This is a genomic window from Pseudomonas syringae (genome assembly GCF_023278085.1).
Lineage (GTDB): Bacteria > Pseudomonadota > Gammaproteobacteria > Pseudomonadales > Pseudomonadaceae > Aquipseudomonas > Aquipseudomonas syringae_Q.
On record NZ_CP066265.1, the window covers coordinates 4718750 to 4742421 of the forward strand.

Genomic DNA, 23672 nt, shown 5'->3' on the forward strand with positions numbered 1-23672 from the left:
TTTTTTTGCTGACTTCTTTTGCTTTTGATGGAAATCCAGATGACCGACCAGACTACCCGCCTGCCGATCCGCCGCGCTCTGATCAGCGTATCCGACAAGACAGGAATCCTCGAATTTGCCCGCGAGCTTGAAGCGCTGGGCGTCGAGATTCTTTCCACTGGCGGTACTTTCAAGCTGCTGAAGGACAATGGCGTTGCGGCAGTCGAAGTGGCCGATTACACCGGCTTCGCTGAAATGATGGACGGCCGCGTCAAGACCCTGCACCCGAAGATTCACGGCGGCATTCTGGGCCGTCGCGGTATCGACGACGCCATCATGAACGAGCACGGCATCAAGCCGATCGATCTGGTAGCGGTCAATCTGTACCCGTTTGAAGCCACCGTGTCCAAACCGGGTTGCGACCTGCCGACCGCCATCGAGAACATCGACATCGGCGGCCCGACCATGGTCCGTTCCGCTGCCAAGAACCACAAGGATGTCGCGATTGTGGTCAATGCCGGTGACTACGGCCAGGTTCTGGAAAACCTCAAGGCAGGCGGCCTGACCTACGCACAGCGTTTCGAGCTGATGCTCAAGGCGTTCGAACATACCGCCGCCTACGACGGCATGATCGCCAACTACCTGGGCGGCGTCGACCAGACGGCAGAAACCCTTAGCACCGAAGGCCGCAGCCAGTTCCCGCGCACCTTCAACACCCAGTTCGTCAAGGCCCAGGAAATGCGCTACGGCGAGAACCCGCACCAGAGCGCGGCGTTCTACGTTGAAGCCAAACCTGCCGAAGTCGGCATCGCCACCGCGACCCAGTTGCAGGGCAAAGAGCTGTCGTTCAACAACGTGGCCGACACCGATGCGGCACTGGAATGCGTCAAGAGCTTCGTCAAGCCAGCCTGCGTGATCGTCAAACACGCCAACCCGTGTGGCGTTGCAGTCTGCCCGGATGACGAAGGCGGCATTCGCCAGGCTTACGAACTGGCCTACGCCACCGATTCGGAATCGGCGTTTGGCGGCATCATCGCCTTCAACCGCGAGCTGGATGCGGCAACCGCCAAGGCCATCGTCGAGCGTCAGTTCGTCGAAGTCATCATCGCACCAAGCGTCAGTGCCGAAGCGCGCACCATCATCGCCAGCAAAGCCAACGTGCGCCTGCTGACCAGCGGCCAGTGGAGCGAGCGCCTGCCGGCCTGGGACTACAAGCGTGTCAACGGCGGTCTGCTGGTGCAGAGCCGCGACATCGGCATGATCACCGAAGCCGACCTCAAGGTCGTCACCCGGCGAGCGCCGACCGAACACGAAATGCACGACCTGATCTTTGCCTGGAAAGTCGCCAAGTACGTGAAGTCCAACGCGATCGTCTACGCCCGCAACCGCCAGACCATCGGCGTCGGCGCAGGCCAGATGAGCCGCGTCAACTCGGCCCGTATCGCCGCCATCAAGGCTGAGCATGCCGGCTTGCAGGTTCAGGGCGCAGTCATGGCTTCCGATGCATTCTTCCCGTTCCGCGACGGTATCGACAACGCGGCCAAGGTCGGCATCACCGCCGTCATCCAGCCAGGCGGCTCGATGCGCGACAACGAAGTGATTGCTGCGGCAGACGAAGCCGGCATTGCGATGGTGTTCACCGGCATGCGCCATTTCAGGCACTAAAAGGCAGCGGTAAGCTTCAAGCTAAAGCCTAGCGTACCAACCATTCAACGCTACAAGCTGAACACTGCGCTTTTACTTGCAGCTTGTAGCTAACAGCTTGTAACTACTCCGAAGGAGTTTTTGTGAATATTTTGATCATTGGCAGTGGCGGTCGTGAACATGCCCTGGCCTGGAAAGTCGCTCAGGACCCGCGTGTTCAGAAGGTGTTTGTCGCACCCGGCAATGCGGGCACGGCGATTGAAGCCAAATGTGAGAACGTGAACATCGACGTTCTGGCGCTTGAGCAACTGGCGGACTTCGCAGAGAAGAACGTTTCGCTGACCATCGTCGGCCCGGAAGTGCCGCTGGTTGCAGGCGTTGTCGATCTGTTCCGCAGCCGTGGCCTGGATTGCTTCGGCCCGACGGCCGGTGCCGCGCAGCTTGAAGGCTCCAAGGCATTTACCAAGGACTTTCTGGCGCGCCACAAGATCCCGACTGCCGATTATCAGAACTTCACCGAGATCGAGCCTGCACTGGCATATCTGCGTGAAAAAGGTGCTCCGATCGTCATCAAGGCCGACGGTCTGGCAGCCGGCAAAGGCGTCATCGTGGCCATGACCCTGACCGAAGCCGAAGACGCGGTACGCGACATGCTGGCCGGCAATGCCTTTGGCGATGCCGGTTCACGCGTCGTCATCGAAGAGTTTCTGGATGGCGAAGAAGCCAGCTTCATCGTCATGGTCGATGGCAAGAACGTACTGCCAATGGCCACCAGCCAGGACCACAAGCGCGTCGGCGACGGCGACAGCGGCCCGAACACTGGCGGCATGGGTGCCTACTCCCCTGCCCCGGTGGTCACCGCCGACGTTCATCAACGCGTCATGGACCTGGTGATCTGGCCAACGGTGCGTGGCATGGCCGAGGAAGGTAACGTTTACACCGGTTTTCTCTATGCCGGTCTGATGATCGACAAGGCTGGCAACCCCAAAGTGATCGAATTCAACTGCCGCTTTGGCGACCCGGAAACCCAGCCGGTCATGTTGCGCCTGCAGTCTAGCCTGGTACTGCTGATCGAAGCGGCACTGGCGCAGGCACTGGACAAGGTCGAAGCCCAATGGGACCCGCGTCCTAGCCTGGGTATCGTGCTGGCGGCCGGTGGCTATCCTGGTGATTACGCCAAAGGCGCGATCATCGAGGGGCTGGAAGCCGCTGCGCAACTGGAAGGCAAGATATTCCACGCAGGCACCGCCTTGCAGGATGATCGTGTCGTGACCAGCGGCGGTCGTGTACTGTGTGCCACAGCACTGGGTGACAGTGTCGGCAGCGCGCAGCTAAATGCCTACGCACTGGCATCGAAAGTCGATTGGGAAGGTTGTTTTTACCGTAATGACATTGGCTACCGCGCCATTGCCCGCGAGCGTGGCGAAGAACAGCAATAATCAACCAGGCCAGCGCCTGACCACAGGAACTGGCCGGCTGACCTGCACTTCGCGGTTTTACCAGGCATTCACTCACGAAGGGATTTCATAGTGCGCTGGCTCAGGATTGCCATAGCCTCAACGGTCGGATTGCTGACCTTGCTGTTCATGCTGTCGGCTCAGGCAGAGCATGGTGCAGGCTGGTCAACGCTGCTCGACGAAAACGCCAGCCTGACGCTGGATGAAATCCGTTCTGCGCGCTATCAGAATCAATTCAGCCCCACTGAACTGGAACGTGTCAGCGCTACCGAGCGCAGCGGTGCGGTGTGGCTGCATTACCGGTTGCACCCCACCCAGCATGAGCAACTGCTGCGCATCTTCGCGCCGGACCTTGCCAGCGCCGACATGTATGTCATGGATGGTGACCAGTTGATCGATCACCTGCGCACCGGCAATGAGGTGCCTGTTGAAGATCAGCGCCTGCCTTCCAACGATTTCCTGCTGCCCATCCCGCAAAGCGCCGCCCCTCTGGATATCTACCTGAGGCTTGTATCGGCCCAGAAAATGCGCCCCAGCATTACGCTGGAACCGGCAATCCAGAGCGCTGCAGACGAGACCGAACCGTTTCTGTTCGGCCTGCTGTTTGGCGCCCTGGCGATGCTGATCGTGCAGAACCTGACGCGCTACGGGCATACCCGCTCACGCAGCAACCTGTGGCTGGCGGCCTGTGAGGCCTTGCTCGGGCTTAGCGCCCTGCTGCTGCTCAACCTGCTGCGCCCGATCGACCCGTGGCACATCGCCCAGACGCCCAGTGCGCACCTGGCCTTGCTGCTGGCTGCCGTGGCAGGCCTCATCTACACCCACTGTTTCTTCGTCCATCGCAATGCACGCAAGCTCGATCGACTGCTGTTGGGCAACGCCGTACTCATGGGGCTTGGCGCGCTGATCGTGCTGTTTGACAGCACGCTGCCGATCAACATCCTGACCTTTTTACTGGTGTCGCTGACCACCCTGAGCATCCTCGCGGTGTCGGTATGGCACTGGCAGAAAGGCTATCGTTCGGCACGTCTGTTCGTAATGGGGATGATCACCTTCAATATCGGTTACATGGTGGTCCTGCCGGGCCTGTTGTGGCTGAGCCTGATCCCGCCACAATGGCTGATACTCGCGTTGCTGAGCGTGTTCTGCATCAGCGGCCTGTTGATGAGCCTGGCCCTGAGCGAACGCCATCGCAGCATTACCGAGGACCGCTTCAGCCTCAGCCGCGATCAGGCCGCCAGCACCGCTGAAATCAATGCCAAGGCAGAATTTCTGGCCAAGATCAGCCATGAGATACGCACCCCCATGAACGGCGTGCTGGGCATGACCGAGCTGTTGCTTGGCACGCCGCTTTCGGTCAAGCAACGCGACTATGTCCAGACGATTCACAGTGCCGGTAACGAACTGCTGACGCTGATCAACGAGATTCTCGACATCACCAAGCTTGAATCAGGGCAGATCGAACTCGACGATGTGCAGTTCGATATCAGCGCGCTGGTCGAGGACTGTCTAAACATTTTCCGCGCCAAAGCCGAGCAGCAGCAGGTCGAACTGATCAGCCTTATCCAGCCGCAGGTGCCTCGCGTTATCAACGGCGATCCGACCCGCTTGCGTCAAACGCTGCTGAGTCTGCTGGAAAACGCCCTGAAGAAAACCGACGAAGGCGAAATCCTGTTGGCTGTAGCGCTGGAAACGTCCAGAACCGGCCCTTCTCGCTTGCGCATTGCGGTTCAGGACAGCGGCGAGTCGCTGTCCGACGAAGAGCGCGACGAACTGTTGCATGCCGAACTGCACAGCAGGAACTTCCTCGCCAGCAGCAGGCTCGGCGGTCATCTGGGGCTGGTGATTGCCCGACAGTTGATCGTGTTGATGGACGGCGAATTCGGTATCCAGAACAGCGGCACGCCAGGCAACACCCTATGGCTGACCCTGCCGCTGGACGCCAAGCTGCTGGAACAGCCGACCATCGATCTGGACAGCCCGCTGAAAGATGCCAGGGTGCTGGTGGTCGACGACAACGATACCTGCCGCAAGGTGCTGGTCCAGCAATGCAGCGCCTGGGGCCTGAATGTCAGCGCCGTGGCGTCCGGCAAGGAGGCCCTCGCACTGCTGCGCACCAAGGCGCACCTGCGTGACTATTTCGACGTGGTCCTGCTGGACCAGAACATGCCCGGCATGACCGGCATGCAACTGGCCGCCAAGATCAAGGAAGACCCAAGCCTGAACCACGACATCCTGCTGATCATGCTCACCGGCATCAGCAATGCGCCCAGCAAGATCATCGCCCGCAACTCCGGCATCAAGCGCATTCTGGCCAAACCCGTGGCGGGCTATACGCTCAAGACCACCCTGGCCGATGAACTGACTCAACTGAACAAAGGCGTCACGGCGCCCAAGACCAGCCCGGTGTTCAATACGCCGGTCAGCGTACCGAGTGACTTCCGGATCCTGGTGGCTGAAGACAACAGCATCTCCACCAAGGTGATTCGCGGCATGCTCGGCAAGCTCAATCTGAATCCCGATACCGCCAGCAATGGTGAAGAAGCGCTACGCGCCATGAAAGCGCAGCGCTACGACCTGGTGCTGATGGATTGCGAAATGCCGATCCTCGACGGTTTCTCGGCCACCGAGCAATTGCGCGCCTGGGAAGTCGGCAATCAGCGGGTCCGCACACCGGTTGTGGCACTGACCGCACACATTCTTACTGAACACAAGGATCGCGCACGTCAGGCCGGGATGGACGGCCACATGGCCAAGCCTATCGAGTTGTCGCAACTGCGCGAACTGGTCGAGCATTGGGTGGCGCATCGCGACAAGGCGCGCGGGCTGACTTCGGCCGGCGAACTCTATCAACAGAACTGACAGCATCGGGAAAGCCTGCCTGACATTCGCCTGATAGACTGGCAACGCCATTCATCTGCCGATGCGAGCCAAGTCATGCTTCACGTGTTGTTCAGCGTTTATCTGAAAATGCTCGTGCTTTACAGCCCGTTCTTTGTTCTTTCCTGCTTCATCAGCCTGACCCGTGGTCACTCGCGCAAGGAACAACGACGTCTGGCCTGGAAAGTGGCGCTCGCCACACTGGTTTCCAGTGTGCTGTTGTATCTGTTCGGGCGAGTGATTTTCGATGTATTCGGGATCACGGTCGATGCATTCAGGATCGGCGCCGGCAGCGTGTTGTTCATTTCGGCACTGGGTATGGCGCAGGGCAAATCCGCCGTGCAGACCGACAATATCCAGCAGGACGTGACCATCGTTCCGTTGACCATTCCGCTGACCGTCGGCCCCGGCACCATCGGCGCGCTGCTGGTCATGGGCGTCAGCCAGCCCCACTGGGACGACAAGCTCACCGCCATTCTGAGTATCGCACTGGCCAGCTTGACGGTTGGCGTGGTGCTGTACCTGTCCAACCGTATCGAACGCATCCTGGGTGATCAGGGCTTGCAGATTGTCAGCCGCTTGATGGGGCTGTTTGTCTGCGCGCTGGCGGCGCAGATTATTTTTACCGGCATACGGGGCTATCTGCTGCCCTGATCCGCCTCAAATAGATGCAGAACGCACCAGGCTTTGGGCTTTGCCGTCCAGGTAGCGCGCCACATCGTTACGGTAGGCCGCATAAATAGTGCTGTCGAAGCTGTAGCTGCCGCCCTTGAAGTGGAACAGCAGCCTGCGTCCGCTCGCTGCGTAATCGTCCACGCTCAGGTGCATGCTGCACAGCAACAGGAGTATCCGGTTCGGCTCATACTGTTCACAGGGTACGACCTGAAAACTGCCCAGACGCCCCTGATCGAAACCGTTTTTAAAGTAGGACTCTACTGCCTGATTGACGCCCATTGCAGTAACGGCACGCTGCACCATGCTGCCAAGACGCTTGCGATCCGCAGAATTGCTGACCTTGAAGGTCGCCTGCAACAAATCGTCAACGCTACTCAGGACCAGCGAGTTGCCCAGAATCACACCTTTTTGTTGTATACCGCGTGCCTTGAGCCGGCTGCGGTAATAATGCATCCAGCTGCTCCACTGTGTTTTGAAGTCAAACTGTTTGCCAGCGAACAATTGGGCTTCCAGCAGCACGTCCTGAATGTCCGTGCGCTCCTCGCTCGATAGCCCCGGAAGAAATGCCACCATGCTGGGGATATCGCCCAGGTAAGCGGCGTTATCTGTGTATGTACTCATTGTCGTTACTCCCTTTCATGGGACCTGATCACTCGTTACAGGCTGATGATTTCGGCTATAGCACGATCGGACAGGATGTCCTGAACAGTCTGACGATACGGTTCAAAGCGCTGGCGGCTGAAACGGAACGCCATACCGGCAGCATGTACCTGCATTTCCCCTCCCAATATTTGCCAGAAGTAGAGCGCGGGCCTGAGCGCGAATGTTGTCATCTGCATACCGCACAGCAGGATCGTTGCTTCGTCTTCGCTTTGCATCGCACAGGGGATGATCTGAAAGCTTTCGGAGCGGCCCGACACAAACCAGTTGCTGAAAAATGCCAGCGCATGATCGCTGGCCAGAAGGCTGTCGAGTGAGCGCAGGTATAACTGGCGAAGTTCTGCGGAGTTGCTGAGCGCAGGTAGCTGCAACCTGCCGATATCCTTGAAACGGTGAATTTTAAAGCGGGCATCCCTGATCTGTGCGCCTGGATGCACGCCGGTGGCAGAAATTGTTCGCTGGTAAGCATCCAGCCATGGACGCCATGTTTGATGAGGGGAATGGAGATCATCTGCAACAATTCGGGCGTATTGCAGACAGTTCAGAATGTCCTGGCGCAGATCCGGATGAACGTTTTGGGCAAATGACACCAGATTACTGCCTGACAACAGACTTTCATCGCCCTCAGACATCGGGAACCTCCACCAGTGTTTCGATCAGGCCGGAGCGCTTGCTTGCCAGCGCCGAGCTGATCTGGTCGCGAAACTGGAGGTACACGTGATCCATCAGGTGCAGGGAGTAAAACGTCAGACCAACGTTGCCTACCGTACTTGCAGGCTCAAGGACGTCAAACAGAAAGCCGGCACTCAGCGGCTGGCGGGTGACAAAATGGAGCTGCGCCAGTGTCAGGTTATGCCGTTCGTCAACGAAACCTGCTTGCACAGCCACAAGAGTCTGTGCCCGTCCGAGCTGATCCGTTGCATATTCAAGTGTCTGGCTGCCCAGCAGTCGAATAGCCCGGCTTGCGGACGACTGCGCGCACGCCTTGCGCATCGACTGCTCTGCATGGTCAAGCGCCTCTGATGTGACTGACGCGGCAAGCGCTCGACGGAAACAGCTCCATATCGTCTCGCCTGCGGCTGCCGGCAACGGCTCACTGACATGCTCGGTGGCTTTAAGTACCCAGCCAAAGCGCATTGCCGCAGCCAGCCAGGTTTCACTCCATTTTTCGAAACTGGCAAATTTCGGGTGTTTCTTCGACGCGGCCAACTGCACATACAGCATCGAGTCCATTACATCGCTGTGCGAGGCCGTCTGACCCCGCTCAGAAAAAAACAGCAGACAACCCGCGTTGACCACCCCGGCATTCAATTCCTGCGTCATGGGAAAATTCCTTTTATCCCGGGAGCGGAGACGACACGCGTCTCCGCAAATAATCCGTTCAGATCTTAAACTCGTCGATTGCACTCTTGGCGCTGTCACCCAGTCTTTGCTGAATCAATTCGCGGTGGCGTGCATACAGACCGGTGTTGAGCACCAGATTGTCCTCGCCCTTCCAGGTCTCGACGCTAGTGTCCTGCCATTCCCAGAACAGAACATTGGTGACTTCGCTGTTGGTCTTAAAGCTGACGGCGCCCATGGCCAGATTGAGGGTGCCATCTTGCGACTCGATGCAGGAGGCAATGCGAAAGCTGCCGCCACGGTGCGTTTTGGTCTGGCGCTCGAACAGGCGCAGCGGCTCTTTTTTGGCGCTCAGGGCAGCAACGGCATCAGCGGCGACCTTGAGCATCAACAGCGAAGCAGGGCCTGGCAATGCGGCGGCGGTGATCGCCGAGCCGAGAATCTCGAGGCCGACTTCGTCCATGGTGAAGCGTTGCCGGCCGGCGTTGAACCGCGAGTAGTTCCAGTGAGTGGACAGCCAGCCAATCTTGGAGAGCACTTCATTGAATTTGTCGTACCACTGATCACTTTGGGTTTCTGCGCTGAACGCCCTGTTGGCCACCAGGGTAGCGAACAGAAAGGAGTTCATGACGTCGTCCTTGTTCTGGCGCGACACGCCCTCGCCAAAGGCAATCAGACCGCCTGCGACTACAGCGGCTTCAGCGGTTTTTTCGACCTCATCGCTTTGGTGGGCAGCCGTCAGCGACGGGGAGCAGTCAGCCAGTTCACAGGCAGCGAGGTAATCAAGGTTATCGGTCGTGTTCATAGGGTTTTCCTGTTTCATCTCATTAGTCCTTTAATTAATGCGTCCCGATGGACAGGCACGAGACTAACGAAATAAAACGGGCTGTTTACCCACGCCCTGTGTCGATAAATGTCGGCGTCAAATTGCCAGACTGCCGAATGTTGCAAAGGAGCACCCCGTTGAACTGCACGGGCTCCCCCGACAGATAGGGCGCAAAAGAAAAGTCCACTGGCAGACAACGCAATGAGCTACAGGTGGGGATAGCTCACAAGCGGTTATTCACGCGACACGCAAGCCGTGAATCCGGCGTGCATGAGTGTTCTTTACGGGAGGATTCCGGCGACTTCCTACAACCGAAAGCCGCCGGTATGACAAACAGGCGGGATCAGGCTGTAGGCTTCTCGCCGTACCAGCGCGGGGTGTATACCCAATTGCCGCCGCTGTGACGAGGAAAGGTGCAGGTCAGCGATGAGCCGACCAACACCATGGTGCGCATGTCGACCTGCTCCGGCGTCAGTTCACCCAGCGTAATGACGCGCAATGTCTGGCCCGGTCGGCCAACGTCACGCCCCAGCGTAACGGGGGTTTCAGGCAGGCGGTGCTGACGGACAATCTCCAGCGCACGCCCCAGTTGCCAGGGTCGGGAGCGGGAAATCGGGTTATAGAACGCCAATGCCAGATCGGCCTGACAGGCCAGCTCCAGACGCTTCTCGATGATGTCCCAGGGCTTGAGGTTGTCGGACAGCGACAGCACGCAGAAATCGTGGCCGAGGGGCGCACCGGCCTGTGCGGCGGTGGCCAGCGAGGCTGAGACGCCGGGCAGGATTTCCAGCTCGACCGCATGCCAGTGCGGGTTGTCAGACTCATGCAGCGCTTCCAGCACCGCCGAGGCCATGGCAAAGACGCCAGGGTCGCCGGACGACACGACCACCACCGAGCGGCCTTGCGCGGCCAGTTCGAAGGCATGCCGGGCACGCAGCATTTCTTCGCGATTGTCGGTGCTGTGCAGCACCTGATCGGCGCGAAAAGGCCCCGCCATGCGCACGTAGGTTTCGTAGCCCAGCACATCATTGGCGCGTGCCAGCTCGGTCTTCACGGCTGGCACCATCAGGTCCGCTGCGCCGGGGCCCAGGCCAATCACCGCAACGCGCCCACGGCCGCGACCGATCTGCAGTGCATCCAGTGGCTGCTCGGCGATGGCAATCGCCATCTCGCTGCCGACATTGACACAGGTCAGCAGCTGCGGCAGAGCGCGTGAGGCCATTGCGCTGGCCGACTCAGCCTCGATGAAGCGCACAGGAATGCCCAGTTCGGCGGCCGCCTGATGCAGTTGCGCATTGGGCATCTGCTCTTCGCTGGCCAACAGGCAGGCCAGCGATTGTTCGGCGATGCCTGAGTCGCGCAAGGCTGAACGTACTCGTGCAGCCAGTTCACTGGTTATTTCGGCGACGGCGACCAGCACACTGCGCGGGTAAATCAGCAATTCATTGGCTGCTGGCTCACGCACACCACAACCGACATGAATCACCCACTCGGCCTGCGGGTCTTCGGGCAGTTGCGCGCGGGCCAGCCAAGGGGCCTCGCCCTGGATGCGCACAGGTTCCCCGGAAAGCAGGTCGGAAACAAAGCGTTTGCCGCGCTCCAGATCGTCCAGCACATACCCGCTCGGCGGGTTGAGCAGGCACGTGCCAAAACGTAATTCGCCGCTGGTGGTGATCGCGGGTGCAACGCCAAGCCCGGTCGCAATGCTGCGCGCCATAACGTTGACCCCGCCCAGACCGCCGAGCAGCGGCACCACGGCGCTGCCGTCTTCGGCAACGGCCAGCACCGGGGGCTCTGCGCCTTTTTCCAGCAGCAGCGGCGCCAGCGTGCGGATCACGATGCCCGCTGCACACAGGGCAATGATCGGCGTGTTCTGGTGATACAACTGACGCAGCGTCGCGCCGAATTCACTGTAGGTGCAGTCAGCACCGCTCACCCGCTCGGCGAGACCGTGAATCTGCGCACCGGGAAACAGCTGCTGTATGCGGCGCGCCGTGGCAAGGCTGCCGTTGCCGAGAATGACGATGGCTGGAGTGTCGGGATTCATCAGCCTTGCCACCTGTCGCCAGGAACGATAATCAGCGAAAAGTACGGCGACGACATCGGATCGACCTGATCCAGCGGCACGATTTTCTGGTTGCTCATGGTCGCCCGCTCGACATACAGCGCCCGACCGGCCATGCCCAGTTCGGTCAGCACCTCACGAACCTTGTGGAAATTACGCCCCAGTTTCATGATCACCGCCGCATCGGCATCGGCCAGCTTGCGTTTCAGGTCGTCGTGGGACAGCACGCCGGACAGCACCGACAGGCTCTGATTGCGATACACCAACGGCGCACCCAGTACCGACGCACCCCCGAGCATTGAACACACACCCGGAATCACTTCGGCTTCGTAACGCTCGGCCAGGCGATCGTGCAGGTACATGTAGGAACCGTAGAAGAACGGATCACCCTCGCAGATCACCGCCACATCACGCCCGGCATCCAGATGCGCGGCCACCTGAAGGCTGGACTCATCATAGAAACTGCTGATGACTTTCTCGTAGGACAACGGCGCTGGCAATGCCTCGGTAGTCACCGGGTAGACCAGCGGCATCAACGTCTGAGCGTCCTGCAAATGCGCTTCGATGATGCCGAACGCGTTGCCTTTCTTGCCCTTGGCGACGAAATAGGCCACCACGGGTGATTCGCGCAGCAGGCGCAGGGCCTTGACGGTAATCAGCTCCGGGTCGCCGGGGCCGACGCCCAGGCCAATCAATCGACCGCGTGCCTGCATCATTCGATCTCCGTGGCCAGTGCGTTGACGGCGGCGACAGCCATTGCACTGCCGCCGCGACGACCCTGCATGATCACGAACGGCACGCCGCGGCTGTCGGCGGCGAGCATGGCCTTGGATTCGGCAGCGCCGACGAAACCGACCGGAAAACCGAGAATCAGCGCAGGTTTCGGCGCACCGGCATCGAGCATTTCCAGTAGATAGAACAGCGCGGTCGGCGCATTGCCGATCACCACCACACTGCCCTCGAGATGAGGACGCCACCGTTCCAGAGCCACCGCGGAGCGGGTGTTGCCCAGTTCCAGCGCCATTTCGCGCACGCCTTCGTCATGCAATGTGCAGATGATCGGGTTATTGGCGGGCAGTCGGGTGCGGGTGATGCCTTCGGAGACCATGCGCGCGTCGCACAGGATCGGCGCACCGGCGGCCAGGGCGTTGCGCCCGGCGGTACCGGCACCCGGCGAGAAGCGCAGGTCTTCGATGACTTCGACCATTCCGCAGGCGTGGATCACGCGCACGGCGAGTTTTTCCAGGTCGGCGGGGATCGTGTCCAGGCGCGCTTCAGCGCGAATGATCGAGAAGGAATTGCGATATATCTCCTGACCATCGCGGATGTAATCAATCATGCAATGTTGCTCCGTGAGCCGGCGTTCAACTGCGCGCCAACTGCTTCAATAGTAAGGTCACGCGCGCGCAGCACCCCGAAACCGGAATGCGCAGCGTCGCGAAAATAAAGGTCGTAACGGCCGGGCGAAACGGCCAGCAAGGTCACCGGCGCCACATGAGCAGCGGCACAGGAACGCGTGCAACCGCTCAGATGCACCGCCTGACTGCCCGCCAGCACGGCCGCCAGCTGCATGGCATCGGTCTTGGTATCGGCAAGCCCTTTGGCGCAACCGGCAGAACCGGTACAGGCCACGATCTGCGCCAGCGGCTGATCGGCGCAACAGATCAGGCCCGCAGCGTTCAAGTTCGCCATGACCGCGGACGCACGCTCGCCCGGCACATTGGGCAACAACAGGCTTTGCCACGGTGTCAGGCGCAAGGTGCCGTCGCCATGCTGCTCAGCCAGATGCGCCACGGTGGCGAGCATGGCTGCATTCAAACGACCAAGCGGCACCACTGCGCCCACCGCAACCAGGCCGGACTGCGCCTGTGGATAAACCCCGATATGGCGATTGCCTTCGACCCCAGGACGCTGCCAGCCGATAACGATCGGGTCAACCCGCAATGTGCAGCTCAGTCGGGTCGAGAGCTGACTGAGCAGCTCGCCTGTGGATAATTCGGCCAGCAGATGCCGCATCCGGGTGTGTTCCGGCCGGGCCAGATCGAGAAACAGCTCCAGCAACGCGACAACCAGCGCCCGTCCGGCAGCCAGCGGCACAGCGGCCAGTGGCCGATCATGGGCGGGACAACCGGCCAGCCCGAACGCCAGCCCCACCTCGCCGTCCAGTTTCAGCGCAGACAGCCACACGTCATGGGGGTGCTCCAGCATGACCAGCGCTTCGCCCGCGTCCAGCGACAGCGCGAACTTGGGCGACAGTTCGTGAAAACGCGGATGGTTTTCCAGCGCATCGAGAATCTGTGCTGCCAGCGGCCGGGCATCGAACAGCATGTGCGGGTCCAGCCCGGCGGTCGGGCTGAGCATCAGGTTGCGCACGTCATCACTGGCCGGGCTGGCCGGGCCGAGTCCGGTCGCCATCAACGAATGGATCAACCCGTCATGATCAGCGCCGATGCCGCGAATCTGCAGATTGGCGCGGTTGGTGGCCTCGATCACGCCCTGCGCATAGGTCTGCGCCGCTTCTGCCACCGCCAGCGCCTGTTCACTGGTGATAACCCCGCCTGCCAGCTTGATCCGGCAGATCCCGCCGTCCAGCGCCGGGACGATACGCAGCAACCCCGGACAGGCCGAGGGGCGTAGCGTTACAGACGATGTGCGAGCGGCTGGCTGCTCGTTCAATGGATCACCCGATGTGACTGGCTGGAAACGGATTAGCGCACTTGTACCCCGTTGGGCGCGGTATTATGCCTGCTTTGTCCGCAGGCATGAAAAGGCGCTCTGTCGGAAGTTCGAATTGAGGTATGTGCATGTCGCCGTGGCTGACAGTCGTGGGAATCGGGGAAGACGGTTACAAGGGCCTGGGCAAGAACGCCCGGCACGCGCTGTTGCACGCTGATCAGGTGTTCGGCGGCCCGCGCCAGCTGGCGTTGCTGCCGCCTTGTATTCGGGCCGAACGGCGTGCCTGGCCGAGTCCTTTTTCGCTGAACCCGGTGCTGGAACAGCGCGGTGCCGAGATCTGCGTGCTGGCCAGCGGCGATCCCATGCTGTTCGGCGTCGGTGCCAGTCTGGCGCGCGTGGTCGCCATCGAAGAAATGCGCATTCTGCCAGCACCGTCTTCTTATTCGCTGGCTGCGGCCCGGCTGGGCTGGCCGCTGCAGGAGGTTGTCACGTTGTCGGTGGTCGCCCGCCCCGTAGCGGCCCTGAACGCCCACTTTCATCATGGCGTGCGCCTGCTGGTACTGAGCAACGACGGCAGCAGCCCGGCGATCATTGCAGGTCTGCTGCGTGATCGCGGCTTTGGCCCGAGCCGCATGACCGTACTTGAACACCTCGGCGGCGAAGCCGAACGGCGTGTCGAAGGGCTGGCCAGCGAATGGGGCACCCCTGATATCGCGGCCCTGAACGTGGTTGCCATCGATTGTCGCGCCGATGCCGGTGCCATTCGCTTGAGCACGCTGGCCGGGTTACCGGACAGTGCTTTCGAGCATGACGGCCAGCTCACCAAGCGAGATGTGCGGGCCATCACCCTCGCCCGCCTCGCGCCAGTGCCGGGCGAGTTGCTGTGGGATGTGGGCGCGGGGTGTGGCTCCATCGGCATCGAATGGATGCGCGCCCACCCCACCTGCCGGGCCATGGCCATCGAGGCCGACGAAGGTCGCCAGCAGCTGATCGAATTCAATCGTGATGCGCTGGGCGTGCCCGGCCTGCAACTGGTTCGCGGCAGTGCGCCTCAGGCGTTGAACGGCCTGGAACGTCCGGATGCGATTTTTATCGGCGGCGGGGTGACGCGTATTGGCGTGCTGGAAACCTGCTGGGAGCAGTTGCGCTCTGGCGGCCGGCTGGTTGCCAACGCGGTGACCCTGCAAAGCGAGGCCGCCTTGATGGCCTGGCGCGAGCGGCATGGCGGCGAACTGACGCGCATTCATGTGGCGCATGCCCAGCCGCTTGGCGAGTTTGATACCTGGCGGCAAGCCTTGCCTATTACCGTGCTGGACGTGGTCAAACCCTGATGCGCGAAGAAACCGCCGAACAGCCAGCCCCGCTGCGCAGTGGCCTGACCACCGGCAGTTGCGCGACCGCGACCAGCCTGGCGGCCGCGCGATTGTTGCTCAGCGGACAGGCCAGCGATGCGGTTGAGATTGTATTGCCCAAGGGCAAACAGGTGCAGATGCGTCTGGAGTTCTGCCGTGTTGTGGATAACTTCGCGGAGGCCGGAACGCTCAAGGATGCCGGTGACGACCCGGATGTGACCCACGGCGCGCTGGTGTTTGCCCGCGTCAGGCTGCAAGCATCACCCGGCGTGCGCTTCGTGGCAGGCGCAGGTGTCGGCAGCGTGACACGGCCCGGGCTGGTGCTGGCGGTGGGTGAACCGGCCATCAACCCGGTACCGCGACGCATGATGACCGAGCACTTGCTGCAGCTGGCGGATGAACAGGGCTACCGCGGCGGTTTCGAGATCACGATTGGTGTCGAGGGCGGCGAAGCGCTGGCACTCAAGACCATGAACCCGCGCCTGGGGATTCTCGGCGGGCTGTCGATTCTCGGCACCAGCGGGATTGTCCGGCCGTTCTCCTGTGCGGCCTACATCGCCTCGATCCACCAAGGCATCGACGTTGCGACGACCAACGGCTATCGGCATATCGCCGCCTGCACCGGCAACGCCAGCGAAGACACCATGCGCCGCGTCTACAACATCCCGGACATCGCTCTGATCGAAATGGGCGACTTTGTTGGCGCGGTGCTCAAGCATCTGCGCAAGGTGCCTGTGGATAAGTTGAGCCTGTGCGGCGGCTTCGGCAAGATCAGCAAACTGGCGGCCGGTCACATGGACCTGCACAGCCGTCATTCGAGTATCGACCTGCCGCAACTGGCGCGCTGGGCGACAGAGGTCGGGGCGGACGCGGCCTTGCAGCAACAGATCCTGCACGCCAACACCAGTCAGCAAGCGTTGGCGATGAGCGCTGCAGCCGGAGTGCCGCTGGGTGACGAAGTGTGTCGCCATGCGCTGAATTTCGCGCGTAGCGTGGTGCCGGCTAGCGTTCAGGTCGAGGTGTTCGCGATTGATCGTCAGGGCGGGCTGGTGGGTCAGGCAGGCGTTGCATCATCGAGAGAGGCACCATGAAAAGAGTCCTGCTGTTGGGCGGCATCACCGAAGCCCTGGCAATTGCCCGCACACTCGGACCTGAGCATATCTACAGCCTGGCTGGCGTAGGTCGGGTGCCGACAGACCTGACTTGCCAGCTGAAAGTCGGTGGCTACGGTGGTGCCGAAGGCATGGCGCAGTACGTTCGCGAACAAGGCATCGATCTGCTGCTGGATGCCACCCATCCGTATGCCGCGCAGATCAGCCACAATGCGGCACTGGCTGCGCAGCTCGCCGGTATCCCCTGCTGGGCCTTGCGCCGTACTGCGTGGCAACCCGGGGCGGGTGATGACTGGCGCGAAGTGGCTGACTGGGCAGAACTGGTCACGGCGCTGACGCCTTTCAAACGCCCGCTGTTCACGTTGGGGCGCGAGCCGTTGCAGCACTTGCATGAAATCCCCAAACATCAGTTCTGGACACTGCGCGCCCTGGACAGCTACCCCGGCAACGACCGCTGCGAAGTGATCGGCGCACGCGGCCCGTTTTTGCTGAACGATGAACGTCAGTTGTTCGAACAACGCAATATCGACGTACTGGTCAGTAAAAACAGCGGCAGCAGCTCCACCGAACCCAAACTGGACGTCGCCCGCGAACGCGGCCTGCCCGTCTTGATCCTGAAACGCCCGCAACTGCCTGAGGTGGATCGAGTGTTCTGGGGCGTGGATGAGGTGTTGGGGGCGTTGGGGCTTGCTGAAAAAAGGCTGAACCCACGATAGTTCTCGTTCCGCACGCTCCAGCGTAGAAATGCAGTTATGGACGCTCTGCGTCCGACATTGAATGTGCGGCGCGGCTTGGATGTGTGACGCAGGGCTTCATGAATGCATGCCAACGCACGAGAGTCAGCCGGACTTGTTTATAACGATGGGCAAAACATCTGAAAGCCCCCGGAGAATCCCCCCATGCTCAAAAAAGCATTCCTGCTGGCCGCACTGCTGCTGCCAGCCTGCTTCGTCCAGGCCCATGAGTACAAGGCAGGAAAGTTGCTGATTGGCCATCCGTGGTCAATGGAACTGCCGCCCAATGCACCGACTGTGGCGACGTATTTCACGATTGAGAATAAAGGCGACAGCGCCGACCGGCTGATCAGCGTCGACACCCCCATCGCCGGGCAGGCGCAGTTGCATGAGCATGTACACGCCGACGGCTTGATGAAGATGCAGCCTGTTCAGGCGGTCGATATCCCGGCAGGCGCCAAAGTGAGTTTTGCGCCGATGGTCTGGCATGTGATGCTGCTGGACATCAAGGACCGTTCGAAGCTGGTGGTCGGCCAGCGCTTCCCGATGACCCTGCATTTTGAAAAGGCGGGAGATGTCGAGGTGCAGGTCGTGGTACAAAAGCAGGCCCCGGAACACCAGCACTGAGTCGCTTTCCAGAGTGAACGCCACACGCCGCCGCAATAGCTCCACCAGCCCCCGTAATAACCGGGGCGTTTGGCTGAGCCTGTTTGCCATGTTGATGATCTTTATCGGTCCACTGGTCTCCCAGTCGATGCCGATGGATCAGCACGCCGGTATGTCGATGTCCATGCCCGCCAGCATGGACATGTCGGCTGACAGCCACGCCCATCACGGTGCCGAACACGCCATGCCTGCCGACACCGGCATGAGCGATCACGCGCTGTGGGCCAAGTGCGGCTATTGCACCCTGCTGTTCAGTTGCCCGGCGCTGCCCCAGGTACTGGAGCTGGTGGCTGCCCCGCCGCCAAGACCTGGCGATTTCTTCGCCTTACAACCCCTGCAAGGGCACGCACACAAACCGATCTTCCCCAATGCCCGCAGCCGGGCTCCGCCGACGCTCATCACCGTATAACCAGAAAAAAGATTCCACGACCGCGCGCGGCTCAAGGCTGCGCGCGGTTCGTGCTGTGTTATCCCTATTGGGGAGCGTTGAACGTGTCCAAACCTGTTGTGTCCTTTTATAACCTGGCCTGGCGATGGCATTTCTACGCCGGGCTGTTCGTTGCGCCATTCATGATCCTGCTGTCTCTGACCGGGATCATTTACCTGTTCAAGCCGCAACTGGACAACCTGATGTACAGCGATCTGCTGTACGTGACGCCGACCGAGCATCGTCTTGGTGCCGATGAGCTGCAACAGCGGGTGCTGAGTACTTACCCACAGGCCGCCATCGGCAAATATTTCCCGCCCACCAGCACCGAGGGCAGTGCGCAGTTTGTGGTCAGCGAGCAGGGGCGCGAGGTCAACGTCTTCGTCGATCCCTATCGCGGCGACATTCTTGGCACTCAGGACGCCAAGGATAATTTGCAGGCGATTGCCCGCGCACTGCATGGCGAATTGATGATCGGCACCGTGGGTGACCGGCTTGTCGAGCTGGCGGCGGGCTGGGGCATTGTGCTGGTGGTCTCCGGCCTCTATCTGTGGTGGCCACGCGGTCGCTCGGCGGCTGGCGTGTTCTGGCCGCGCCTGACCGCCAAAGGCCGAGTGCTGTGGCGAGACCTGCACGCAGTTACGGGTTTCTGGGGCGCATTATTGCTGCTGTTCATGCTGTTGAGCGGCATGACCTGGACCGGTCTGTGGGGCAAGCAATACGCAGCGGTGTGGAATACCTTCCCGGCAGCGATGTGGACCAACGTGCCCAAATCCGACAGAACGGCCGGCGAGCTGAACAGCGCCAGCGTGCAGACGGTACCGTGGGCCATGGAGAACACCCCGATGCCGGTGTCTACCGGCGAACACGCCGAGCACATGGACCACATGCACATGTCCAGCGCACCGGCCGCGCCAAAGGTGTCGTTGCAGAAGGTGGTCGACATCGCACGGGCCAGAGAAATCGTGCCGGGCTACAGCATCACCCAGCCGAAGACCGCCGATGGCGTGTTTACCGTGTCGGTGTTCGCCGACGACCCACGCGATGACGCCACGCTGCATATCGACCAGTACACCGGCAAAGTGCTGGCCGATGTGCGCTATGTCGATTACAGCGCAGTGTCCAAGGCCACCGAGCTGGGCGTAATGCTGCATGAAGGCAAGTTTTTCGGCTGGGTCAACCAGTTGCTGATCCTGCTGGTGTGCCTGATGGTGTTGCTCAGCTCGGTCAGCGGCCTGGTGATCTGGTGGAAGCGCCGACCTCAGCGCGGGCTGGGTGTACCGCCGTTGCGTCACGATCTGCCGCGCTGGAAAACGGCGACCGTGGTCATGATTGCATTGGGCGCACTCTTCCCTCTGGTGGGTGTTTCAATGCTGATTGTCTGGGTGCTTGATCGAATAGTGCTTTCGCGCTTTGCCAAACAGGCGACAACAGCTTAGATTGCTCCCTGCGGGGCCTGAAACCATTGAGTGGCGTTGTGATGAATTCCTCCTCATACCCGGTTTCAGGCCTCGCCCTTACCTCAATCTCGCGCGTTTCCGATACTTCCTACCGATCAGACAGCCGTTGCTGCAGTCCTCGAACTGCGCTGGCCGATACCCGTGTGCCTTCAAGCCTGACTATATGAAATGAACCGCCCGGCCAACGCCTTGAGCGGATCATCCATCATGCAGACGAATCGGCACCATGAACCTACCGCTCACCGCATCACCCCCACTGCCAGACAACCCACCTGCCAGCGAGACCTACCCGCCCACTTTCAGCCAGGTTACGCTGGAACTGGCCCGTGATCTGCTGCACCGCCTCATACCCGAGCTGGATGTTCAGACCACATCGCTGAGCTACCGGGACAGCCAGGCAGCTTCAGACGACGGGAACCTAATCAATGCTCCCCTGATACCCAGCCTGGTCGAGTATTTCACCGGTCATCTGAACTGGGCCCACAGCGACGTACAAGGGCTCTACCCATCGCCCTCCTCCACGTCACAAACGCCAGCCATCCCGCTGTTGGACGGGGCGGCCACGACCCTGTTTTACAACCAGATCAACCAGCAACTGGAACCGTTCTACCGCCAGAAACTGGCAGACTACTGGAGCGCAGCCACCGATGGCGGCGACACCCGGCGCAGTCAGTTCATCGCCGAACAGATCGAGTGCCTGAAATCCGAGTGCGTAGTGCTCATTGCGCTGGAAAAAATGACCACCAACCACTACAGCCTGCTTTCGCAAGCACTGCGCCCATGCGACACCAGCCTGGCCGCAAACATCGCGGATATTCAAGCGCACAGTGTGTACAGCCTCTCGGCGCGTACCGGCGAGGGTCCTCCGGTGTCGCTTTACGGTGCGTTTGTCATTGCCCGACGCCTGCGTGACGAACCGGTACGGATCGACGAAGAAGAACGTGAAGATGTCCTGCTGTTCACGCCCCACGAAGGGCTGCAGGCATTTGCGTCCTTGAAGCAATTGCACGAAACCCTGGTCAAGAGGGGGTCAGTCCTCGAATACGGGCAAAGCCTGGGAACTGAACAGGTGAACCAGATCGACTCCAACGCCAGCGAGCTGCATTGGCAGTACACCTTGATGGAAGGCGACTTCCTGAGCCTGCTGCATGCAGGTCTGGTCGTCAGACAGCAGTCAATTTTTGCACAGGCTGTACAACTCGCTCGCGCTCAACGCATGGACGAGATTTGTTTCGAGCAATCATTGACCCATCTGCCGGGATCGGACGTTTATTTCGATAACCACTGGCGGCTCGACAGACTGGACGCCGATCTGATTCAGAGCCAGATGCCCGAATGGTGGAAAACCATGACGCCATCGCAACACCAGGAATGGCTGGATCAGGCACAACGGTTTGGTGAATCGATCGTCAGCATCCGGCAAGCCAGCAAGGATAACTTCGACCAGCCGGAGAACGACAGCCGCACCTACCTCACGCGCTATATCGACAAGCAACTGGATGACATGCTGAAACGGTCGTCCATCCCGACAGCAGCAGAACGCATCACGCTGTCAATGACTTATCGTGTAGGCACTGAAGTGCAGGAGATTACCGGCGCCCCCGTGCCACCGGCAACCAGTACTCTGCAGGTCTCACTCAGGCAATTGGCGCATGACCGTGCTCACCGTATTCTGGTCGAGGACGCACTGGTAGTCCGGGCTGTCGATGACACCGGTGCCGTCATCACTCGACTGGAAAAGTCAGCTATCAAGGCGCTGGTAGAGGCCATAGAGGACCCGCAGCATCTCAGCGATTACCTCGACCTTCATCTGAGGACCTCGGCCTACGCACAGCAGTTGAAAAAATTGCAAAAGGCCATGCTGGAGGCGCAGATGAAGATGGCGCTGCTGGAGCTGGAGCAGCAGGCTTTTGCACCATTGGGCCGCGAGTGGATCAAGGCAGTGCTGGACTCCCCCGCGCCGCAAGGACGTCCAACCGTCAACGGCGAAGCCATAGAGGTCAGGTTTTTCAGCGTCAATCAATTCAAGATGACCAATGTCATGCTGATTGCTCCAGCCGGTAAATTCGAGAAGGGGCCGCTGGTGCTTTGCACGCTGGATGCTTCCGACGGTGTGGTTTTCCGCTGGTTCAACAGCATGTATCACCTGACTACCCGCTTTCTGGAAGAGAGACCCTTCCAGCAGTATCTGATTCAGCAAATACCGGTTTCCAGGCGTCTTGAGACGCTGAATGCGATGCAGTACGAAAAGGAAGCCAAGCATTGGCGTCCGCCAGAAGTATTCACCCAACTGACGCTGCTACCGATCCCGTCAAGGCTGCTGCACCCGGTCGTGTTTGTCAGCCAGAGCAAAGACATTTACGAGGAAAATCACGAGACCAAGATCAACCATCTGATCAACGAAGCCAAACGGCAGATGAGTCAGGCAACCGGCAGGGGGCAATCGGCCCGGGGATTCGATCTGCTCGCCGGCATTGCGATTCTGTTTTTGCCTGATCCGATCATGCTGCCTGTCTCGTTGGGGGTAGGCCTGTACAAGACCTGGAGTGCCTTTTCAAAGGTCGATGAGAATGATCTGGAAGGTGCTGCCGAAGAGTTCCTGAGCGCCATCAGCTATCTGGCCATCGCCTTGGTCGGCCACTTGGCGCTGGCCCTGAAACCGGCAGTCAGCGCGACAAAAAAGCCAAGACGCCCGCACCTGATACGCAGAGTAGGCCGTGACGGTCAGGTACAGATCGGCTACCTCCTGTCGCACTCCAAGGCTCCACGTTTTGCAAACTCTAAACTGATCGTCACCATGGACCCCAAACGCTTCGTCGCCATTGAGGTAGAAGGCCAGACCTGCTTTCTGAGCCGGCGGGCCAACATGTTCGGTCACTCACGCCTTTATCGGGTCAACCCGATGGATGCAACGCAACTGGTGCACGAGCAGGAGTTTGCCTTGCGCAGCACCAGCGGCACCTGGAAAATCGTGGGCAAACAGATCCCGCGCATGAGTCAGACGGCAATCCGTAATGCTCAATCCCGGCTGGCCAGCCTGACAACTCACTGGCCGGCGTCTCTGGAAGAGGCCAGTAGCACCGAACGCCTGGCGTTCGAGACCGACTACCTGGCGCTGGCCAAGACGTCCAACGCAGAAAACTTTTCCGAAATCGTCGCCTACGTGGAAGGCGGTTCAATGGACATCAATCCGCTGCTGCGAAGCGGCGTGCGCAACGCCACGACACGCAAGTTTCTACGTCAGTTCCATAAGCTCAAGGCGTGGGAAGGCACTGCATTTCGCGCCACCTATGTATCCAGCGACGGAGTGGCGTGCCTAGAGCGCGAAGTGGGTGCGGTATTTACCGACAACGGCGTGCAGTCTGCGTCGGTGTCGCGAGCCAACGCCTCCAGGTGGAGCCAGGACGGGTTTGTGAGCCGCAACGCCAATGCCGAAAACCACCCGGTGTTCTTCATCTATGCGCCGGGGGTGCCCAAGAAAAACATGTTCACCGGCTTTCTTGGTGATCACGTAGCCATTCCACCGGGGACATACGTGCAACTGGGTGCGACCAAGCGGATCAACGGACAACTGTTCGCCTGGTTCGATGCGCCCGAGCAACTGGTCGACCAGACCTACGACCTCTACACCGGAGAACCTGAATGGTGGGTCTGAAACCCGCAAGCGACTGATCAGGAAAGCCGGCGCACTCGGCTGGCTGTCCTGCCTGAACACCTT

Annotated in this window: 19 protein-coding genes; 11 read left to right on the forward strand and 8 right to left on the reverse strand. The window is 60.3% G+C overall.

Features of this window, described 5'->3' with window-relative positions:
- Window positions 1–39: 39 nt before the first annotated feature.
- From purH to I9H07_RS21060, 4 genes are all read left to right on the forward strand, one after another.
- Complete coding sequence (gene purH / locus I9H07_RS21045; protein WP_024674965.1) at window positions 40–1644, forward strand: bifunctional phosphoribosylaminoimidazolecarboxamide formyltransferase/IMP cyclohydrolase; 1605 nt, start codon at window positions 40–42, stop codon at window positions 1642–1644.
- A gap of 122 nt (window positions 1645–1766) precedes the next feature.
- Window positions 1767–3062 (forward strand): phosphoribosylamine--glycine ligase, encoded by a 1296-nt coding sequence (gene purD, locus I9H07_RS21050; RefSeq protein ID WP_024674964.1) that lies wholly within the window; start codon window positions 1767–1769, stop codon window positions 3060–3062.
- 90 nt (window positions 3063–3152) lie between these two features.
- Window positions 3153–5942: a hybrid sensor histidine kinase/response regulator RetS gene (gene retS / locus I9H07_RS21055; protein ID WP_236424040.1), complete on the forward strand. Its 2790-nt coding sequence runs from the start codon at window positions 3153–3155 to the stop codon at window positions 5940–5942.
- A 75-nt stretch (window positions 5943–6017) separates the two neighbouring features.
- Window positions 6018–6614: a MarC family protein gene (locus I9H07_RS21060; RefSeq protein ID WP_003313945.1), complete on the forward strand. Its 597-nt coding sequence runs from the start codon at window positions 6018–6020 to the stop codon at window positions 6612–6614.
- A gap of 6 nt (window positions 6615–6620) precedes the next feature.
- Here the strand turns inward: I9H07_RS21060 and I9H07_RS21065 are convergent, their stop codons facing one another.
- The 8 genes from I9H07_RS21065 to cobG all read right to left on the reverse strand — a co-directional run bounded on the left by I9H07_RS21065 (window position 6621) and on the right by cobG (window position 14203).
- Window positions 6621–7256, reverse strand: a complete 636-nt coding sequence (locus I9H07_RS21065; protein ID WP_236424038.1) for a hypothetical protein — start codon at window positions 7254–7256, stop codon at window positions 6621–6623.
- Window positions 7257–7291: 35 nt separating this feature from the next.
- The gene (locus I9H07_RS21070) at window positions 7292–7927 is read right to left on the reverse strand and encodes a hypothetical protein (RefSeq protein ID WP_236424037.1); all 636 of its coding nucleotides are present in this window, start codon (window positions 7925–7927) and stop codon (window positions 7292–7294) included.
- Window positions 7920–8618: a hypothetical protein gene (locus I9H07_RS21075; RefSeq protein WP_236424034.1), complete on the reverse strand. Its 699-nt coding sequence runs from the start codon at window positions 8616–8618 to the stop codon at window positions 7920–7922. Before I9H07_RS21075 ends, I9H07_RS21070 begins: the two co-directional genes overlap by 8 nt.
- 58 nt (window positions 8619–8676) lie before the next feature.
- On the reverse strand, window positions 8677–9459 hold the full coding sequence (locus I9H07_RS21080) for a hypothetical protein (protein ID WP_058392521.1): 783 nt from the start codon (window positions 9457–9459) through the stop codon (window positions 8677–8679).
- A gap of 346 nt (window positions 9460–9805) precedes the next feature.
- Window positions 9806–11509 (reverse strand): precorrin-3B C(17)-methyltransferase, encoded by a 1704-nt coding sequence (gene cobJ, locus I9H07_RS21085; RefSeq protein ID WP_236424033.1) that lies wholly within the window; start codon window positions 11507–11509, stop codon window positions 9806–9808.
- Complete coding sequence (locus I9H07_RS21090; RefSeq protein ID WP_024674957.1) at window positions 11509–12240, reverse strand: precorrin-2 C(20)-methyltransferase; 732 nt, start codon at window positions 12238–12240, stop codon at window positions 11509–11511. The genes cobJ and I9H07_RS21090 overlap by 1 nt, the downstream gene beginning before the upstream one ends.
- Window positions 12240–12866, reverse strand: coding sequence for a precorrin-8X methylmutase (locus I9H07_RS21095; protein WP_024644125.1), 627 nt, complete (start codon window positions 12864–12866; stop codon window positions 12240–12242). The genes I9H07_RS21090 and I9H07_RS21095 overlap by 1 nt, the downstream gene beginning before the upstream one ends.
- Window positions 12863–14203: a precorrin-3B synthase gene (gene cobG, locus I9H07_RS21100; RefSeq protein ID WP_283107540.1), complete on the reverse strand. Its 1341-nt coding sequence runs from the start codon at window positions 14201–14203 to the stop codon at window positions 12863–12865. Before cobG ends, I9H07_RS21095 begins: the two co-directional genes overlap by 4 nt.
- 128 nt (window positions 14204–14331) lie before the next feature.
- On the opposite strand from cobG, the gene I9H07_RS21105 reads away from it, so the two are divergent.
- The 7 genes from I9H07_RS21105 to I9H07_RS21135 all read left to right on the forward strand — a co-directional run bounded on the left by I9H07_RS21105 (window position 14332) and on the right by I9H07_RS21135 (window position 23609).
- Entirely contained in the window at window positions 14332–15534 is a 1203-nt protein-coding gene (locus tag I9H07_RS21105) for a bifunctional cobalt-precorrin-7 (C(5))-methyltransferase/cobalt-precorrin-6B (C(15))-methyltransferase (RefSeq protein ID WP_058825259.1), read from the forward strand.
- The gene (locus I9H07_RS21110) at window positions 15534–16646 is read left to right on the forward strand and encodes a cobalt-precorrin-5B (C(1))-methyltransferase (RefSeq protein ID WP_058825258.1); all 1113 of its coding nucleotides are present in this window, start codon (window positions 15534–15536) and stop codon (window positions 16644–16646) included. The genes I9H07_RS21105 and I9H07_RS21110 overlap by 1 nt, the downstream gene beginning before the upstream one ends.
- Window positions 16643–17383 (forward strand): cobalt-precorrin-6A reductase, encoded by a 741-nt coding sequence (locus I9H07_RS21115; protein WP_058825257.1) that lies wholly within the window; start codon window positions 16643–16645, stop codon window positions 17381–17383. The genes I9H07_RS21110 and I9H07_RS21115 overlap by 4 nt, the downstream gene beginning before the upstream one ends.
- 183 nt (window positions 17384–17566) lie before the next feature.
- On the forward strand, window positions 17567–18028 hold the full coding sequence (locus tag I9H07_RS21120; protein ID WP_236424031.1) for a copper chaperone PCu(A)C: 462 nt from the start codon (window positions 17567–17569) through the stop codon (window positions 18026–18028).
- Between the two features lie 73 nt (window positions 18029–18101).
- Window positions 18102–18476: a DUF2946 domain-containing protein gene (locus I9H07_RS21125; RefSeq protein ID WP_268946282.1), complete on the forward strand. Its 375-nt coding sequence runs from the start codon at window positions 18102–18104 to the stop codon at window positions 18474–18476.
- 83 nt (window positions 18477–18559) lie between these two features.
- Entirely contained in the window at window positions 18560–19933 is a 1374-nt protein-coding gene (locus I9H07_RS21130) for a PepSY-associated TM helix domain-containing protein (protein ID WP_236424030.1), read from the forward strand.
- 247 nt (window positions 19934–20180) lie between these two features.
- The gene (locus I9H07_RS21135) at window positions 20181–23609 is read left to right on the forward strand and encodes a dermonecrotic toxin domain-containing protein (protein ID WP_236424028.1); all 3429 of its coding nucleotides are present in this window, start codon (window positions 20181–20183) and stop codon (window positions 23607–23609) included.
- The last annotated feature ends 63 nt before the right edge of the window (window positions 23610–23672 follow it).

What these genes read in the sequence shown, in the direction of transcription:
- purH (WP_024674965.1), top strand. Translation starts at nt 40, where the DNA reads ATGACCGACCAGACTACCCGCCTGCCGATCCGCCGCGCTCTGATCAGC.
- I9H07_RS21060 (WP_003313945.1), top strand. Translation starts at nt 6,018, where the DNA reads ATGCTTCACGTGTTGTTCAGCGTTTATCTGAAAATGCTCGTGCTTTAC.
- I9H07_RS21065 (WP_236424038.1), bottom strand. Translation starts at nt 7,256, where the DNA reads ATGAGTACATACACAGATAACGCCGCTTACCTGGGCGATATCCCCAGC.
- I9H07_RS21070 (WP_236424037.1), bottom strand. Translation starts at nt 7,927, where the DNA reads ATGTCTGAGGGCGATGAAAGTCTGTTGTCAGGCAGTAATCTGGTGTCA.
- I9H07_RS21075 (WP_236424034.1), bottom strand. Translation starts at nt 8,618, where the DNA reads ATGACGCAGGAATTGAATGCCGGGGTGGTCAACGCGGGTTGTCTGCTG.
- I9H07_RS21080 (WP_058392521.1), bottom strand. Translation starts at nt 9,459, where the DNA reads ATGAAACAGGAAAACCCTATGAACACGACCGATAACCTTGATTACCTC.
- cobJ (WP_236424033.1), bottom strand. Translation starts at nt 11,509, where the DNA reads ATGAATCCCGACACTCCAGCCATCGTCATTCTCGGCAACGGCAGCCTT.
- I9H07_RS21090 (WP_024674957.1), bottom strand. Translation starts at nt 12,240, where the DNA reads ATGCAGGCACGCGGTCGATTGATTGGCCTGGGCGTCGGCCCCGGCGAC.
- I9H07_RS21095 (WP_024644125.1), bottom strand. Translation starts at nt 12,866, where the DNA reads ATGATTGATTACATCCGCGATGGTCAGGAGATATATCGCAATTCCTTC.
- I9H07_RS21105 (WP_058825259.1), top strand. Translation starts at nt 14,332, where the DNA reads ATGTCGCCGTGGCTGACAGTCGTGGGAATCGGGGAAGACGGTTACAAG.
- I9H07_RS21110 (WP_058825258.1), top strand. Translation starts at nt 15,534, where the DNA reads ATGCGCGAAGAAACCGCCGAACAGCCAGCCCCGCTGCGCAGTGGCCTG.
- I9H07_RS21115 (WP_058825257.1), top strand. Translation starts at nt 16,643, where the DNA reads ATGAAAAGAGTCCTGCTGTTGGGCGGCATCACCGAAGCCCTGGCAATT.
- I9H07_RS21120 (WP_236424031.1), top strand. Translation starts at nt 17,567, where the DNA reads ATGCTCAAAAAAGCATTCCTGCTGGCCGCACTGCTGCTGCCAGCCTGC.
- I9H07_RS21135 (WP_236424028.1), top strand. Translation starts at nt 20,181, where the DNA reads ATGAACCTACCGCTCACCGCATCACCCCCACTGCCAGACAACCCACCT.